This is a genomic window from Martelella sp. K41-7 (assembly GCF_055808365.1).
This window is the reverse complement of sequence record NZ_CM147867.1, coordinates 1048384-1061880: the sequence shown is the minus strand read 5'-3', so window position 1 is coordinate 1061880 and position 13497 is coordinate 1048384. Positions and strand designations below refer to the sequence as shown.

The 13497-nt window shown below is 57.6% G+C and carries 17 protein-coding genes; 5 read left to right on the top strand and 12 right to left on the bottom strand.

Annotated elements, in window-relative coordinates:
• Nucleotides 1-3: 3 nt before the first annotated feature.
• The 3 genes from AC0L7L_RS05120 (at nt 4) to AC0L7L_RS05110 (ending at nt 2691) form a co-directional block, all read left to right on the top strand.
• Nucleotides 4-771 carry an ABC transporter ATP-binding protein gene (locus AC0L7L_RS05120; RefSeq protein ID WP_272210638.1) on the top strand — a complete coding sequence of 256 codons (768 nt, stop codon included), beginning with the start codon at nt 4-6 and terminating at the stop codon, nt 769-771.
• Complete coding sequence (locus tag AC0L7L_RS05115) at nt 768-1538, top strand: ABC transporter ATP-binding protein (RefSeq protein WP_272210637.1); 771 nt, start codon at nt 768-770, stop codon at nt 1536-1538. Before AC0L7L_RS05120 ends, AC0L7L_RS05115 begins: the two co-directional genes overlap by 4 nt.
• Nucleotides 1539-1758: 220 nt before the next feature.
• Nucleotides 1759-2691 carry a DUF2336 domain-containing protein gene (locus AC0L7L_RS05110; protein ID WP_473512459.1) on the top strand — a complete coding sequence of 311 codons (933 nt, stop codon included), beginning with the start codon at nt 1759-1761 and terminating at the stop codon, nt 2689-2691.
• A gap of 29 nt (nt 2692-2720) precedes the next feature.
• On the opposite strand, the gene AC0L7L_RS05105 is transcribed toward AC0L7L_RS05110, so the two are convergent.
• Complete coding sequence (locus AC0L7L_RS05105) at nt 2721-3071, bottom strand: DUF1491 family protein (protein WP_272210634.1); 351 nt, start codon at nt 3069-3071, stop codon at nt 2721-2723.
• Nucleotides 3072-3109: 38 nt separating this feature from the next.
• Entirely contained in the window at nt 3110-4042 is a 933-nt protein-coding gene (locus AC0L7L_RS05100; RefSeq protein WP_473512457.1) for a peptidoglycan-binding domain-containing protein, read from the bottom strand.
• A 385-nt stretch (nt 4043-4427) separates the two neighbouring features.
• Here AC0L7L_RS05100 and AC0L7L_RS05095 point away from each other — a divergent pair, with 385 nt between their 5' ends.
• The gene (locus AC0L7L_RS05095; protein ID WP_272210632.1) at nt 4428-4967 is read left to right on the top strand and encodes a DUF5330 domain-containing protein; all 540 of its coding nucleotides are present in this window, start codon (nt 4428-4430) and stop codon (nt 4965-4967) included.
• An 88-nt stretch (nt 4968-5055) separates the two neighbouring features.
• On the top strand, nt 5056-5478 hold the full coding sequence (locus AC0L7L_RS05090) for a SufE family protein (protein ID WP_272210631.1): 423 nt from the start codon (nt 5056-5058) through the stop codon (nt 5476-5478).
• A 6-nt stretch (nt 5479-5484) separates the two neighbouring features.
• On the opposite strand, the gene AC0L7L_RS05085 is transcribed toward AC0L7L_RS05090, so the two are convergent.
• From AC0L7L_RS05085 to AC0L7L_RS05040, 10 genes are all read right to left on the bottom strand, one after another.
• Entirely contained in the window at nt 5485-6006 is a 522-nt protein-coding gene (locus AC0L7L_RS05085; protein WP_272210630.1) for a DUF6456 domain-containing protein, read from the bottom strand.
• Complete coding sequence (locus tag AC0L7L_RS05080; protein WP_272210629.1) at nt 5999-6430, bottom strand: helix-turn-helix domain-containing protein; 432 nt, start codon at nt 6428-6430, stop codon at nt 5999-6001. The genes AC0L7L_RS05085 and AC0L7L_RS05080 overlap by 8 nt, the downstream gene beginning before the upstream one ends.
• A 300-nt stretch (nt 6431-6730) precedes the next feature.
• The gene (locus AC0L7L_RS05075) at nt 6731-7153 is read right to left on the bottom strand and encodes a Ros/MucR family transcriptional regulator (protein ID WP_473512452.1); all 423 of its coding nucleotides are present in this window, start codon (nt 7151-7153) and stop codon (nt 6731-6733) included.
• A 367-nt stretch (nt 7154-7520) separates the two neighbouring features.
• Nucleotides 7521-7868, bottom strand: coding sequence for a monovalent cation/H(+) antiporter subunit G (mnhG, locus tag AC0L7L_RS05070; RefSeq protein ID WP_473512450.1), 348 nt, complete (start codon nt 7866-7868; stop codon nt 7521-7523).
• 4 nt (nt 7869-7872) lie between these two features.
• Nucleotides 7873-8262 (bottom strand): cation:proton antiporter, encoded by a 390-nt coding sequence (locus AC0L7L_RS05065; RefSeq protein WP_272210626.1) that lies wholly within the window; start codon nt 8260-8262, stop codon nt 7873-7875.
• A complete protein-coding gene (locus AC0L7L_RS05060; protein ID WP_272210625.1) occupies nt 8262-8735 on the bottom strand; it encodes a Na+/H+ antiporter subunit E in 474 nt (157 codons plus the stop codon). The genes AC0L7L_RS05065 and AC0L7L_RS05060 overlap by 1 nt, the downstream gene beginning before the upstream one ends.
• Entirely contained in the window at nt 8736-10241 is a 1506-nt protein-coding gene (locus tag AC0L7L_RS05055; protein WP_473512447.1) for a Na+/H+ antiporter subunit D, read from the bottom strand.
• A gap of 75 nt (nt 10242-10316) precedes the next feature.
• Complete coding sequence (locus AC0L7L_RS05050; RefSeq protein ID WP_272210622.1) at nt 10317-10694, bottom strand: Na+/H+ antiporter subunit C; 378 nt, start codon at nt 10692-10694, stop codon at nt 10317-10319.
• On the bottom strand, nt 10694-11113 hold the full coding sequence (locus AC0L7L_RS05045) for a Na(+)/H(+) antiporter subunit B (RefSeq protein ID WP_473512445.1): 420 nt from the start codon (nt 11111-11113) through the stop codon (nt 10694-10696). The genes AC0L7L_RS05050 and AC0L7L_RS05045 overlap by 1 nt, the downstream gene beginning before the upstream one ends.
• On the bottom strand, nt 11110-13470 hold the full coding sequence (locus tag AC0L7L_RS05040; RefSeq protein ID WP_272210619.1) for a putative monovalent cation/H+ antiporter subunit A: 2361 nt from the start codon (nt 13468-13470) through the stop codon (nt 11110-11112). Before AC0L7L_RS05040 ends, AC0L7L_RS05045 begins: the two co-directional genes overlap by 4 nt.
• Nucleotides 13471-13497 lie beyond the last annotated feature (27 nt).

Sequence of the window (13497 nt, the reverse complement as noted above, 5' to 3'; positions counted from 1 at the left end):
ACCATGGCAGACAACAACATCGTCCTGCACGTTGCCGACGTCCACAAGAGCTTCGGCGGTCTGCGCGCCCTTTCCGATGTCAATCTCGAGGTCGAAAGCGGCAAGGTTCACGCCATCATCGGCCCAAACGGCGCCGGAAAGTCGACACTGCTCAATGTCTGCATCGGGCGCATCAAGCCGAGCCACGGCCATGTGATCTTCGACGGGCAGACGCTTGACGAGCACGAACCGCACGAGATCAACCAGATGGGGGTTTCGCGCGTATTTCAGACACCTGAAATATTTCCGGACCTGACGCTGATCGAAAACGTCATGATCCCGGCCTTTGCCCGGCGCGACGGTGCCTTCCGGCTCAATGCCATCAAAGCGCTTGCCGGCGAAAAGGAAATCCGCGACGAGGCAGAATTCATGCTCGAGGATATCGGCCTTTCCGCGCGTCGTCATCATGAAGCCGGATCGCTGTCACGCGGCGACAAGCGCCGGCTGGAACTGGCCATGTGTCTGATCCAGAAACCGAAACTGTTGTTGCTCGACGAGCCGACAGCCGGCATGGCCCGCCATGACACCAACATGACCATCGAGCTTTTGCAGCGGATCAAGGCCCGCGGCATGACCAAGGTCATCATCGAGCATGACATGCATGTCGTATTCTCTCTGGCAGACAAGATCTCGGTTCTTGCCCAGGGCCGCATTATCGCGGAAGGTTCTCCCGATGAGGTACGCGGCAATCCGAAGGTCAGGGAAGCTTATCTCGGGGAGGCCCACGAATGAACGTGGTCACGGAAAAACGCAATTTCGCCGGGGAGCAGGTCAACGTGTCGGAAACAGTCAATGATGCATTTCTGTCGGTTCGCGACATCCATGCCTGGTATGGTGAAAGCTATATCGTGCAGGGCGTGTCCTTCGACATCAAGAAAGGCGAGGTCCTTTCACTACTCGGCCGCAATGGCGCCGGCAAAACAACAACGCTTCGAACCCTTGCCCGTCTCGACAGTCCGGCGCTCAGTCAGGGCGAGATCTGGCTCGATGGCGAGCCGCTGCACAACAAACGCGCTTTCCAGGCCGCATTGTCAGGTGTGCAGCTGGTGCCGGAAGACCGGCGGATCATCGGTGGGCTTACTGTGGAAGAAAACCTGATCCTTGCTCAAGTCGCCGGCGAAAAGGGCTGGTCGATCGAGGAGGTCTACGACCGTTTTCCGCGCCTTGCCGAACGGCGCAATCAGGAAGCTATCACGCTTTCCGGCGGCGAACAGCAGATGCTGGCCGTGGCCCGCGCGCTTGCCCGCAAGATCAAGATCCTGTTCCTCGACGAACCCTATGAGGGGCTGGCTCCGGTCATCGTGCAGGAAATCGAGAAGATAGTCGGCCAGATCCGCGATCTCGGCATCACCACAATCATCGTCGAACAAAATGCGGTGGCCGCCCTCAGGCTATCCGACCGCGCAGTGATCATGGATACCGGTGAGGTTGTTTTCTCCGGCAGCGCCCAGGACGTGCTCGATAATGCAGAACTGCGTGAGGAATATCTGGCGATCTGATCTCCGGGCGTGAAGATCGCACCGCACCGGGCGGCCGATGCAAACAATGCTCTATGGTTAACATCTTTCTAACGATTTGCTCCTAACCTCTTGTCAGAATGAAGACATTGGAGCGTCGGCAAAAAAGGCGGCTGCCGTTTTTTCGACAATCCGATGTATCAGAGGAAGAACGCGATCATCAAGCGGAACCCGCGGGATGATCCAGTCGGGGAGTACGGCCTTGGTCGATCGTTACCGGGAACTTGAAGGGCTGAAAAACGCGCGCAAGCTCGACGTCGTGTTGATGGCGACGGTATCGAGTTTCGGGGCTCTGGAAAAACCCAGTGACGCCGAACGTCGCCGGTTTGTAGAGCTGTTTCCGCCGGTCTACGAGGCCTCCACGCCGGAAGCCCGCCGGCAGGCGGTTGCAGCCCTGTCCGGTCATCCGCACGTGCCACAGGAAATCTGCCGCTATATCGGCGCGCAGGACATCGCCATCGCCGCGCCCTTTCTGGCCCGTTCCCCTGCCATGTCCGACGAAACCCTGACCACGCTCATCGAGACCATGGGCGAGGAACATGTCCGCGCGATCATTCACCGCGCTGACCTGTCACAAAAGGTCATCCAGGCATTGATCGGCTGCCACCGTCCGCAACACAGCGAAATCCCCCAGGGTAATTTCGAAGTGCGCGACGGCAGCCGCGACGAAAGCGAGATCCTGCGACAGACCCTGAAGGCAATGGCGGCAAAGGCAGGAAGCGAGGCGGAGGACAGGCTTGGCCTCTCGACACTCACCGAACTTCAGACCGCCCTTCTTGTGCGCTTTGCACGGCGCGGCGAAAGGGCGCTGTTTCTGGAAACATTTGCCCGCGCGCTTGGCGGCGACCGGGTTCTGGCCACAGATATCTTGTCGGAAACCAGCGGACGGCGGCTCGGTATCGCACTTATCGCACTCGGAATGACCAAAGACGACACATCCTACGTTCTGCCGCGCATCGCACCCGCTATAGCGAACGAAAAAATGAGTGTCGAAGAGGCAACGGAAAAGCTTGTCCAGAGCCTCTCACCGACAGCCTGTATCGAGGAATTGCTGGCCTGGCAAAGCATCCGCACCGAACAGCAGGCAGCATCCGAAAAAGGTCCCACGCGACGCCAGACGCGCCGGTCCGCCTGAGCGCTAATGATGCGCGCTGCTGATACGCGCTACTGGGCGTCATCCTCGCTGGCCACAGCGAAAAGGCCCTCGACGCTCTCGGTTTCCAGAACGACGATCCAGAGATCGCTGTCATAGCGGATCTCACGTTCAAGCCGGCTCTCGACCTCTTCAGCCGGTGCCAGATCCAGTCGCTTTTCAAAAAGCCGGTCTTCGGCGCTTTCTGCCGAAAAATACTGCGGCGCCGGCATGAACAGGCATTCCCGCCCGCCCCGCATCACCTGCCGGATCGCGATCGCGCCAGCATCTTCCGCGCCTTTTCGCTCCACAACGGCAAAATCACCGCTGGAAAACACCCGGCGCACCAGAGCAGAAACAAAAATATCCGATTTGAGGCGCATGGCCCGGCATCCTGTTGATAGGAAAGTTCGCCCGGTGCTCAGAGCGCACCGATTTCCTGAAGCTTGTCACGCACTGCGACACTCGGCTCGCCTGTTTCCGGCAAGCGGTAATGTTTCTGGAACTGAAGGATCGCGGCATGGGTATTGTCGCCCGCCACGCCGTCAACGGTCACGTCATCATATGCGATATTGACGAGGCCGCGCTGGATTTCCACAACCATTGGATCGGCAACCGGCACGGACCCCGCCGCATCCGCCGTTTCCTGCAAGGTAGCGACCGTATCCGAGGTTTCAGCGCCAGACACCGTTTCGGCGCGCGGTGTCGGCACCGGCGGCCGACCGTCATTCCCGCTTTTAAGGATCGCCAGCAGCCCGGAATCTGCAACACCGGTTCTGGCAAGCCCCTGATCGCCCTGGAAAGCGCGCACGGCCGCTTCTGTCAACGGACCGGTGACACCGTCCGGCTTACCCTTGTAATAACCCGCTGCGGCAAGCTGCTCCTGAACCTGGCGGACAATGATCCGGTCATCAACGACAACCATCTTGAACGGCTGTGGCAGGGGCACGGAAGACGACCCTGGCGGCGCAGTCTGGACGGCTTCGAGTATCGCCATCAGGTCGTCACCGCCGCCGGACCTGTCAACGGCCGCGACCTCGACCGCGGCGCCGTCATCGTCTTGCTCCATCTCGATCCGGAACGTTTCGAAATTCTCTTCGCTTGCCATCCTTCGTCCCGGAACGACATAAGGATCGGAAGATTGCCGGGTTTTCATCAGCGGCTCGGGATGTGGACCCGGCTGATACCATAGCGCATTCGCAGACACGAAACTGAGAACGATGCCGAAAACCAGCGGCCCACCGACCCAGGAGGGGTGCCGGCCGATGAAAGCCCCCGCCGAAGACAGACCGCGCGTCATAACCGACGGTGTCTTCTTCTTGCGCCTGGTCGGTGTTTTCTTTGCCTTCGCCATTGATCATCACTCTTCAGTCATACCCCGGAAAACCAAGGGCATCGCTCGCCCTCCGGATTCGCGCCAAAGTAACCGGCGCGACTTAACGAAGGGTAATGGAATGAACGTGCCCCGGCCAGATACATACGATGTGTAGTTGTACCTAAAACAGGTAATATGGTTAATAATCCTTGGCAGGCACCGACCTTCCCCTGCCCTTATATTTCAATCCAACATATTGTATTAAAATACCTTTTTATGAAAACAGCAGAGACGCGAACCACATCTTCCGCAATGGGCGGCAACCGCCACCCTTTTAGCAGCTCATTTACCGTCCTATGATAGTGTTTGAAAGCGTGGCCGCCCGGACACGCTTAGATGGAACCGATTAGCGGGCAAGAACGCAATGAGATTTCTGCTGAAATCAGCATTCATGATTTTTCTGCTGTTGCTGATCGTGCCGTTCTTCGCGCCCGTCCTGCTGGGTGACAAGGCCGGCCGTGGCCAGGCCGTGCTGCCGAGCGGCGAAGATATCGGCAGCGCCGTTTCCGCTGCGCGTGGCACGATCGATTATATGAGCGGCATGTGTGACGAGCGACCCGATGTCTGCGATGACGGCGCCGGCCTGCTGGGCTTCCTCGGCAAGCGGGCCCGCCAGGGCGCAGAAATTGTCTACCTCTATCTCGGCGAACACTTTTCCGAGGACAAACCGGCACAGGCACCAGCGTCAGCCACCGACAAGACCGCGCGTCCGGCAGTCCCTGCTCCCACCGAGATCTCACCGGCAGCCCGCATGGCAGAAATACCGCCGGCGGCGACCGATCTCATCCGCACCGGCGCAATTGTGCCCGAATCCGAAATGCCGGAGCCTCAGCCGGCAGCAGACGTGGTTCGCATTTCCGGCCTGCCGGAAAACGTGCCCCTTCCCACGCCACGCCCGCGCTGACCGCAACGGCCAGCAAACAGGAGCGCAGCCGTTTCAATCGGCCGCACATCGGTTTATATGAAGCGCGACACAAGACGAGAGGCGCCTCATGAATGAGAAACTCGACCAGATCATCGACGATTTTACCTTTCTTGACGACTGGGAAGACCGCTACCGCTATGTGATCGAACTCGGCAAGGCACTACCTGACCTGCCCGATGACGAGAAGATAGAGGAAAATCGCGTCCACGGATGCGCAAGCCAGGTCTGGCTCGTCAGCGAAAAACAGGCAGGCGACGATCCGGTGATTCTGTTTCGCGGTGATTCGGATGCCTTTATCGTGCGCGGCCTGGTTTCCATCGTACTGACCGTCTATTCCGGCCAGAAGGCATCGACCATTGCACGCACGGATGCGATCGACATCTTTCGCCGCATCGGGCTTGTCGATCACCTCTCCGCCCAGCGCGCCAATGGGCTGAACGCCATGGTAACGAAAATCCGCGAAACGGCCGCCAGAACGCTGGCGACCTGACGCGCGCTAGTCATCGGCAAACATTGCCGAGATATCGGGCCTGTAGCCTTCGGCACCCCAATGGCGTGACATTCGGCGCATCTGTGGCGGGGTATAGTGGCGCGCAAGTGCCATCAACGCAGTGCGCACCATCAGCTTGGCCGATCTGACCGGCCACTGCCGCTCGCGCTCCATCTGCTCCAGCCCCTTCTCGAAACAGACAAAATCGAGCGCCACATCGGCAAGTTCCGGGCCGACAGATTTCAGGGCCATGCCGACACGCTGCCGGGCATCCAGCGCTGTATCGGAACATCCCGCATCACGTTGATGCAGGCCAGAGCGGCGGCTTTCCAGGCGCGGCTCCAACGAGGCGGTAATCCTGGGCTGCATCTGCGCCCGCACAAAATCCGAAAACAATCGCTCTCCGGCGTCACAGGCCTCATGCGGCAGGAACCGCGAACCATCGCGCGCCTTCAGCCGGGACAAGGTCTCCAATGGCGTCTTTTCTGCGGTGCGGCATGCCGCACGCTGGGTTCTGCCTTCAACCATCACACCTGCCCCCCGCAGCAACGATCACGTTATAGGCCAACCGCTCGACCGAGGCGACAAATCCGTCAAACCGGTTGTCGTCGCGCCGGTCTTCGATCACCCGGCATGAATAGGCAACTGTGGTCCGGTCACGCCCGAATGCCACTCCGATTTCGCTGAGCGATAACTGCAGCGTCACATGGCACACATACATCGCGATCTGGCGGAAGTGCGAAATGGAACGCCGGCGCTCATTGCTGATCGCAGACCGTTCGCCCGCGACTTCTGCCATCTCCCTGGTGATCATCAAAACGATACGGCAGGCCGTGCGAATATTCGTCATCTGTGTTGCCCGCAGCGGATCCCATTCACACCTGCCCGCGTGCTTGATGAAATTGGCCTGATCTCGCACCATGCCCGAAAGGGCTGCTTTTGGCTCGCTCATGTTTACTCCCGGATTATTAGGAATATATTCTCTCATCTGTCCGGCAACCGGGGATAGAATGTGAAATGCGCAAAAGACCCAATATTGTTTTTATTTGTTTATTTACAACTGAAATAGGATTATTTTCCTATTTCAGTCAACCACGTCGTTTTACGGGCATAACGATGAATATACGATTAATAATTGCATTTGGTTTGAATTCCCCTTTCAAAGCAAGGTGAGAAGGGCAGCGTTTTCAGGCATAAAAAATGCCAGCACGCATATGCGGCTGGCATTATTTACAGGAGTGTCACTGGACCTTCAGCGCTTGCGCCGCTGTCCAAGTCCCATTTCCTTGGCAAGGCGCGAGCGAGCCTCGGCATAGGACGGTGCGACCATGGGGTAATCGACAGGAAGGTCCCATTTTTCGCGATAGGCATCCGGGCTCAGTTCATGGTGAGTCATCAGGTGACGTTTCAGTGACTTGAACGTCCCACCGCACTCAAGGCAGACGAGATGATCGCCGCTGATCGACTTGCGGACCGATACAGCTGGCTTCTGCTTTTCAGCCAAAGACACACTGGCTTGCGGCCGAGCGGTATTGGCCAAAGCGGCGTGCACTTCTTGAATCAGCCCCGGCAAGTCAGAGGTTTGGATCACATGGTTGCTGACATAGGCCGCAACGATATCGGCAGTCAGCTCAACCAGGTTCTGGGTGTCCTGTTCGACCACAGTTTCCGTCATTATTCACTCCTATTTTTTTTGTTATTACGCCTGTAATTAGAGATCGCCGAAAGCTCTATGTCGCCTTCACCAGATATAACACCGCCTTTAATTGCAGATATATATAGGTTGCAATCTACGAATCGATCCTGAAATCATGCCTGCAAAAGCAAGTTTTCAACTTATCCAATCCGCAATCCCATCAAAACAGGACAGATATTGCCCTATATTCAGACAAGCCTCGTCAGAAAGGCATCGAAGAGGGGATATCATTCCAAACGAAAAAGTAAAGTTACAAACCGAACAAAACTAACTTTCTCTTTAGAGAAAATCACCGATACTCCGCAAAAAGACGCTTGCTCCAACACTAAAAAAGGCAAAATACGCTTCAAAGCTGACCATCTTCGCTGCTTTGCAGTTCATCCTGAACTGTATTCTCGTGCAGTGGATAGCCGACCTGATGCGCGGCGCGCGCAAGCAGATGCGCGGAGATCGGAGCTGTAAGCACAAAAAATGCGATGCCTGCGCAGGCGCGCACAAATGTGGTGATCTCACCATCATGGAAGCCAATCGCCAAGAAAATCAGACCGGCGCCTACCGTCCCCGCTTTCGAGGCCGCATGCATACGCGAATAGAGATCGGGAAGGCGCAGAACTCCGATTGCGGCCGTAAGTGCAAACAGTGCGCCCGCCAGCATCAATGCAGAAACGAAAAGGGCCAGTAAATACGCCGTCACGGTATCACTCCTTCTTGTCCCGATCCGCGGAAACCACCGGCACATCTTCGCCGCTGGCGCCCGAATCATAGGCCATCGGATGCGGCTTCACGCCGAATCCGGTTTCCGTTTCATCGCGCATGCCACTTGAACGGATGAAGCGGGCAAAGGCCACCGTCGCCAGAAAGCCCACAAGCCCAAGTGCAATCGCAATGTCGATATAAAGCGTGAAACCGGTGCGGATGGCGATCACCACAATAAAGCCCATCGCAACAGCGACAAGCATGTCGAGCGCCAGAACCCGGTCCGGCAGCGTCGGCCCCTTTATCACCCGAAACGCAGTCAATAACAGCGCGAGAGACAGAATTGCGATCGAGAGGTCTGCGGCTACGTCAACAATCATATCAGGTGTCATCAGGCGAAGGCCTCCCTGATCTTCTTTTCGAACCCGTTGGCAATATCACGGCGGATACTGTCGGGATCGGAACAATCAATGGCATGGATAAAGAGATACTTCTTGTCATCCGACACATCGACAGTCAGCGTACCAGGGGTCAGTGTAATCATATTGGCAAGAAGAACGATCTCGTAGTCCTTTTCAAGCGACAGTTCAAAGCGAAGGATGCCCGGCTTCAACTCCATACGGGGCGAGCAGACCAACGTGGCAACCGACCAGGCTGATTTCATCAGATCATAGAGAAATATCAGCAACAGCGCGACGATGCGCCGGGCCTTGGTGAAATATCCAGCCCCGCCAATCTGGTGGCGGACAAGCGCCACCGAGATAGCGCCAATCACAAGGCCGAACACCAGATTGTGCAGCGACGCGCTGCCAGTAACGGCAACCCAGACAATCGCCAGGACAAGGTTCAGGAGCAACATACTCATCTAGAAATCTCCCCCGGGAAAGACCGACATGAAATAGGCCTCAGGCGAGAGAATGCCTGCGACAGCGCGCCCGGCCATGGTCAGGAGCGGTTCGGGATAGACACCGAAGACCACCACCAGCGCCATCAGCGCTACCACCGGCAGGCTCTGCGACAGCGGCAATTTCACTCTGGCTGCGGGCGGCTCTGTGGCAGGCCGCCAATAGGCGAGAAGAAAAATGCGCCCCAGTGCGATCGTAGTACAAAAGCCAGCAAAAAGAATGGCAAAGGTCAGCCACCACGATCCATCATCAAGCGTTGCCCGCACCAGGATCGCCTTCGGCCAGAAGCCGGAAAACGGTGGAAGGCCGGCGGCGGCGAAGAAGGCCGCAAGGCTCAGGCCCGCAAAAGCCGGATTACTGCGATAAAGGCCGCCGATCTCGACCAGAGAGAAACCGCCAGCGAGTTTTCCTGCAAGGCCGACGATGAAATACAGCGCCGTCATCAGCACCATGGAGTGGAGCGCATAGACCAGCGCTCCCTCAAGACCGGACACGCCGCCTACGGCAACACCGGCAAAGATGTTGCCAATGCCCACAATCACCACATAACCAACGGTGCGGCGGATATCGTGCTGTGCGATCGCACCGAGACCCGCAAGCACCATGGTCAGAAATGCACTGATACTGACGAGAGCGCCGAGATTTGCCAGATCAGCGGGCAGGATCATCACCATGACCCGCAGGAGGGCGTAGACGCCAACCTTGGTCAACAATCCGCCAAACAGGCCGGAAACCACCGTACGGGGGGTGTGGTAGGACGCCGGAAGCCAGAAATTGACCGGAAATGCGGCCGCTTTCATGCCGAATGCGAGTACGAACAAGGCACCGATCGTCGCTGTCGGCAGGCCGGGCGCTGCGCGAGCGCGCAGCGCGATATCGGCCATGTTGAGCGTACCAAACACAGCATAGATGTAGGCAACCGCGATCAGAAACAGCGTCGTGCCGATCAAATTCAGCACCGCATACTTCATTGCCCCGTCAAGCTGCTCGTGGGTGGAGCCCAGGATAAGCATGCCAAAGGATGAGATCAACAGAACCTCGAACCAGACATAGAGGTTGAAGATATCACCGGTCAGAAAAGCGCCGGAGACCCCCGCCATCAAAAGCATCAAAAACGGATAGAAGCCGTAAAGCCGTTCGCTCTTCCGGATATCGCCGATAGCGAAAACCGCACCGGCAAGTCCGGCAATCGCGGCAGCAAGAGCGAACAGCGCACCAAGCAGATCGGCCGAAAATGCGATGCCGAATGGCGGCAGCCAGCGGCCGGCCACCATGGTGATCGGGCCGTTGCTGGCAACAGCATAGACCAGCAATGCGTCGACAACGACAAGAACGGCAAGTGAAGGAATGGCAATCACAGGATGCCAGACCGTGTGTTTGCGAACGAGCATCAGCACCGCACCGACAGTGATGCAGATGGCGACGGGCAATATGACGAGCCAGTCCGTCAGCGTTGACGGTTCCATTGTCAGCGCAAGAGACAGATCGACATTATGGGCGGGGGACAGAAGCGGCCATGGAACGGTCTTTTTATATCCTTGTCAGTAGCCGAGCGGCGGCATGGGCTGGTCCTTGGGCTCGGCAGCCCGCATATCGTCGGTATCATCGGTATTGAGATCCTGATACGCGCGATAGGTCAAAACCAGAAGGAAGGCGAAGAACGAAAACGAGATTACGATCGCCGTCAGGATCAGCGCCTGCGGCAACGGATTGGCGGTGCCTGAAGGAAGTGTTTCCATGGCATCGGGAATGATCGGCGGCACAAAGCCGGTGATCCGCCCGGCCGTGAAGATCAAGAGATTGACCGCATTGCCGAGAATGGCGATGCCGAGCATGATCCGCACACTATGACGCGACAACATCAGATAGATGGCTGCAGCGAAGAACAGACCGACAAGGCAGGACAGCAGGAATTCCATCAGACATGGTCCTTTTCTTCAAGGGCCAAAAAGATCGAGGAAATCGACCCGAATACAACGAGATAGACCCCGATATCGAAGGTCGTGACGGTGGAGAGCGGAACCTCGACACCGAAGATCACCGGATAGATCCAGTGCGCAGTCATGAATGGCACATGTGCGAAAATCGAGATCAAACCCGACAGAACCGAAAGCAGAAGACCGGCGCCGGCGATCGCCATGGGATGAAAAAATACTGCGCGGCGGACAGCCGCGACACCTGATGCGATGCCGAAAATCGCAATCGCCGAAGCGGCGATCAGTCCGCCGATAAAGCCACCGCCCGGCGCATTGTGTCCGCGCAACAGCACGAAAATTGAAAACAGCATCATCAGGGCGGACAGGAACGGCGCAGCCGTCCGGAAGATCAGCGTGTTCATCGTGCCTGCTCCTCTGTTGCGACAGGTTGCGTTTTGGTCTTGCCGGCGCGCACGCGGATCAGCGCCAGAATGGCAAGCCCGGTGATCATCACCACGCCAATCTCGCCCAGCGTATCCGTTCCGCGGAAATCAACGATGATGACATTGACGACGTTCTGCCCGTGGGCGATGACCCTCGAATAGGTATTGAAGAAGACCGTAAGCTCGTCATTGAACGGCACCTGGATCGTGCGCATCAAAAGCAGCGCGAAGCCAAGGCCGCAAAGGGCAGCGATGGAGCCGTCAAACAGCTTCTGGCCAAGCGCGCGGTGGTCGGACGGCACAAGATTGAGCCGCGTCATCACCAGGGTGAGAATGACGACCGACAGCGTCTCCACCATGAACTGCGTAAACGAGAGATCAGGCGCGCCAAGCAGCAGGAACAGGACGGCGACGCAGAACCCCTGAATGCCAAGAGTGACGATCGCCGTCAGGCGGTTATGCGCAGTGATTACGGCCACCAGCCCCACCACGGCCAGCCCCAGTATGACCCAATGACTGATATGAACGTCATCGGGAAGGCCCGGCCATTCGGGCATCTCGCCGAAGGATACCAGCGAAACCAGAAGCACTGCAGCAATAATGCAGAACGTTGCCGTGATATAGAATTCAAGCCGTCCGGGTTGGACCGTCTGAGTAACCCGGAAGGAAAGGCGGACGATCCCGCGCATGAAACTGTCGAACCAGGAATCGGGCCCGGGACCGAGCCGGGACAAAAGCCCGGCCATCGCCGCACGCGCTGCATCGAGTTTCCAGTAAATCACCAGCGCTATGGCGACCGTGAGCATGGAAAGGCCCAGCGGAAGGCCGATATGCGGAATCAGCGAAAGGTGGATTTCGACCTCTTCGCCGGCAACCGCACTCGCCATCGGGCCAGAAAAATGGGTGTTGAAATAATGTGAGAAGAACGCCGCCAGAAACGCTGTCAAACCCAGCGCAACCGGTCCGATCCACATCAGCGCCGGTCCTTCATGCGCGTGCTTCGGGGTTTCGGTCTTCGCCCCGATGAAGGGCTTGAGGCCGACACCGAAGCCGATGGCAAACATCAGGGCATTTCCGATAATCGCAATCACCAGGAAGATCGTCGCAAACAGGCTGCCGGCGATCAGCGCCTCATACAGCCCTTCCTTGGCGAGAAAACCAACAAAAGGCGGAAGCCCGCCCATGGAAACGGCACCCGCAAGACCGGCCGCGAATGTGATCGGCATTGCCTTTGCCAGACCGCCGAGCTTGGTCAGATCGCGCGTACCGGTTTCATGATCGACCAGGCCCGCCACCATGAAAAGCCCGCCCTTGAACAGCGAGTGGGCAATCAGGTAGAGCACCGCACCCTCTGCAGCATGCGGGACATCCATGCCCGTCATCATCACCATCAGGCCAAGCGAGGACACCGTCGTGTAGGCCAGCATGAGCTTCAGGTCGGTCTGGCGGATGGCCAGAAGCGTACCGACGATCAATGTCGCAGCGCCGAAGACCGGCAGTACGGTCGACCAGGCCGCCGTATCACCCATCACCGGGTTCAGCCGCATCAGAAGATACACACCCGCTTTCACCATCGTGGCCGAATGCAGATAGGCCGAAACCGGCGTCGGTGCTTCCATGGCATTGGGCAGCCAGAAGTGAAACGGAAACTGAGCGGATTTTGTAAAGGCACCGCCGAGCACCAGAATAAAGGCCGCGAGATAAAGCGGGCTGTCACGCAGCACATTACCAGTCTCGAACAGCGCAGACAGCGAAGTGGCGCCGGTGATGTGCTGGATCAAAAGTACGCCAGCCAGAAGCGCGAGACCGCCGCCGCCGGTAACCACCAGCGCCTGCAGCGCCGCGCGGCGCGAAGCTGCTTTCTCATTGTCAAAGCCGATCAGCAGGAAGGAGGTGATCGAGGTCAGCTCCCAGAAGACGAAAAGCATCAGCAGGCCGTCGGAAACCACAATACCCAACATCGCGCCCATGAACATGAACATGAACGAGAGGAACCGCGCCTGCTGCGGATGCCCCTTCATGTAGCCGCCGGAATAAAGCACGATCAGCGTACCGATGCCGGTGATCAGGATCGCGAATGTCAGGGATAGACCGTCGAGCAGGAAGGAAAAGCGCAAACCCAGGCTCGGCACCCAGTCATAACCACCGGTCAGCGCCGCGCCGTCCGCGATCTGCGGGACCAAACGAACAAACTGGATCAGCGAGAACAGCGGCAACAGCGCAAGAAGCCATGGCGCATATGACTTGAATATCCGGTAGACTATCGGAGAGAGGACCGCGCCCAGAAAAGGCAAGCACAAGGCTAAAAGTACAAGAGCCGTTTCATTGGCAGTCATGGCGTCTCCAAAAACTTGCAATATACA

Bases quoted from the DNA above. Each gene is read 5' to 3' on its own strand.
- AC0L7L_RS05120 (WP_272210638.1), top strand. From the start codon at position 4: ATGGCAGACAACAACATCGTCCTGCACGTTGCCGACGTCCACAAGAGC.
- AC0L7L_RS05115 (WP_272210637.1), top strand. From the start codon at position 768: ATGAACGTGGTCACGGAAAAACGCAATTTCGCCGGGGAGCAGGTCAAC.
- AC0L7L_RS05105 (WP_272210634.1), bottom strand. From the start codon at position 3,071: ATGCGCCTCAAATCGGATATTTTTGTTTCTGCTCTGGTGCGCCGGGTG.
- AC0L7L_RS05100 (WP_473512457.1), bottom strand. From the start codon at position 4,042: ATGGCGAAGGCAAAGAAAACACCGACCAGGCGCAAGAAGAAGACACCG.
- AC0L7L_RS05095 (WP_272210632.1), top strand. From the start codon at position 4,428: ATGAGATTTCTGCTGAAATCAGCATTCATGATTTTTCTGCTGTTGCTG.
- AC0L7L_RS05090 (WP_272210631.1), top strand. From the start codon at position 5,056: ATGAATGAGAAACTCGACCAGATCATCGACGATTTTACCTTTCTTGAC.
- AC0L7L_RS05085 (WP_272210630.1), bottom strand. From the start codon at position 6,006: ATGGTTGAAGGCAGAACCCAGCGTGCGGCATGCCGCACCGCAGAAAAG.
- AC0L7L_RS05080 (WP_272210629.1), bottom strand. From the start codon at position 6,430: ATGAGCGAGCCAAAAGCAGCCCTTTCGGGCATGGTGCGAGATCAGGCC.
- AC0L7L_RS05075 (WP_473512452.1), bottom strand. From the start codon at position 7,153: ATGACGGAAACTGTGGTCGAACAGGACACCCAGAACCTGGTTGAGCTG.
- AC0L7L_RS05065 (WP_272210626.1), bottom strand. From the start codon at position 8,262: ATGACACCTGATATGATTGTTGACGTAGCCGCAGACCTCTCGATCGCA.
- AC0L7L_RS05060 (WP_272210625.1), bottom strand. From the start codon at position 8,735: ATGAGTATGTTGCTCCTGAACCTTGTCCTGGCGATTGTCTGGGTTGCC.
- AC0L7L_RS05055 (WP_473512447.1), bottom strand. From the start codon at position 10,241: ATGGAACCGTCAACGCTGACGGACTGGCTCGTCATATTGCCCGTCGCC.
- AC0L7L_RS05050 (WP_272210622.1), bottom strand. From the start codon at position 10,694: ATGGAATTCCTGCTGTCCTGCCTTGTCGGTCTGTTCTTCGCTGCAGCC.
- AC0L7L_RS05045 (WP_473512445.1), bottom strand. From the start codon at position 11,113: ATGAACACGCTGATCTTCCGGACGGCTGCGCCGTTCCTGTCCGCCCTG.
- AC0L7L_RS05040 (WP_272210619.1), bottom strand. From the start codon at position 13,470: ATGACTGCCAATGAAACGGCTCTTGTACTTTTAGCCTTGTGCTTGCCT.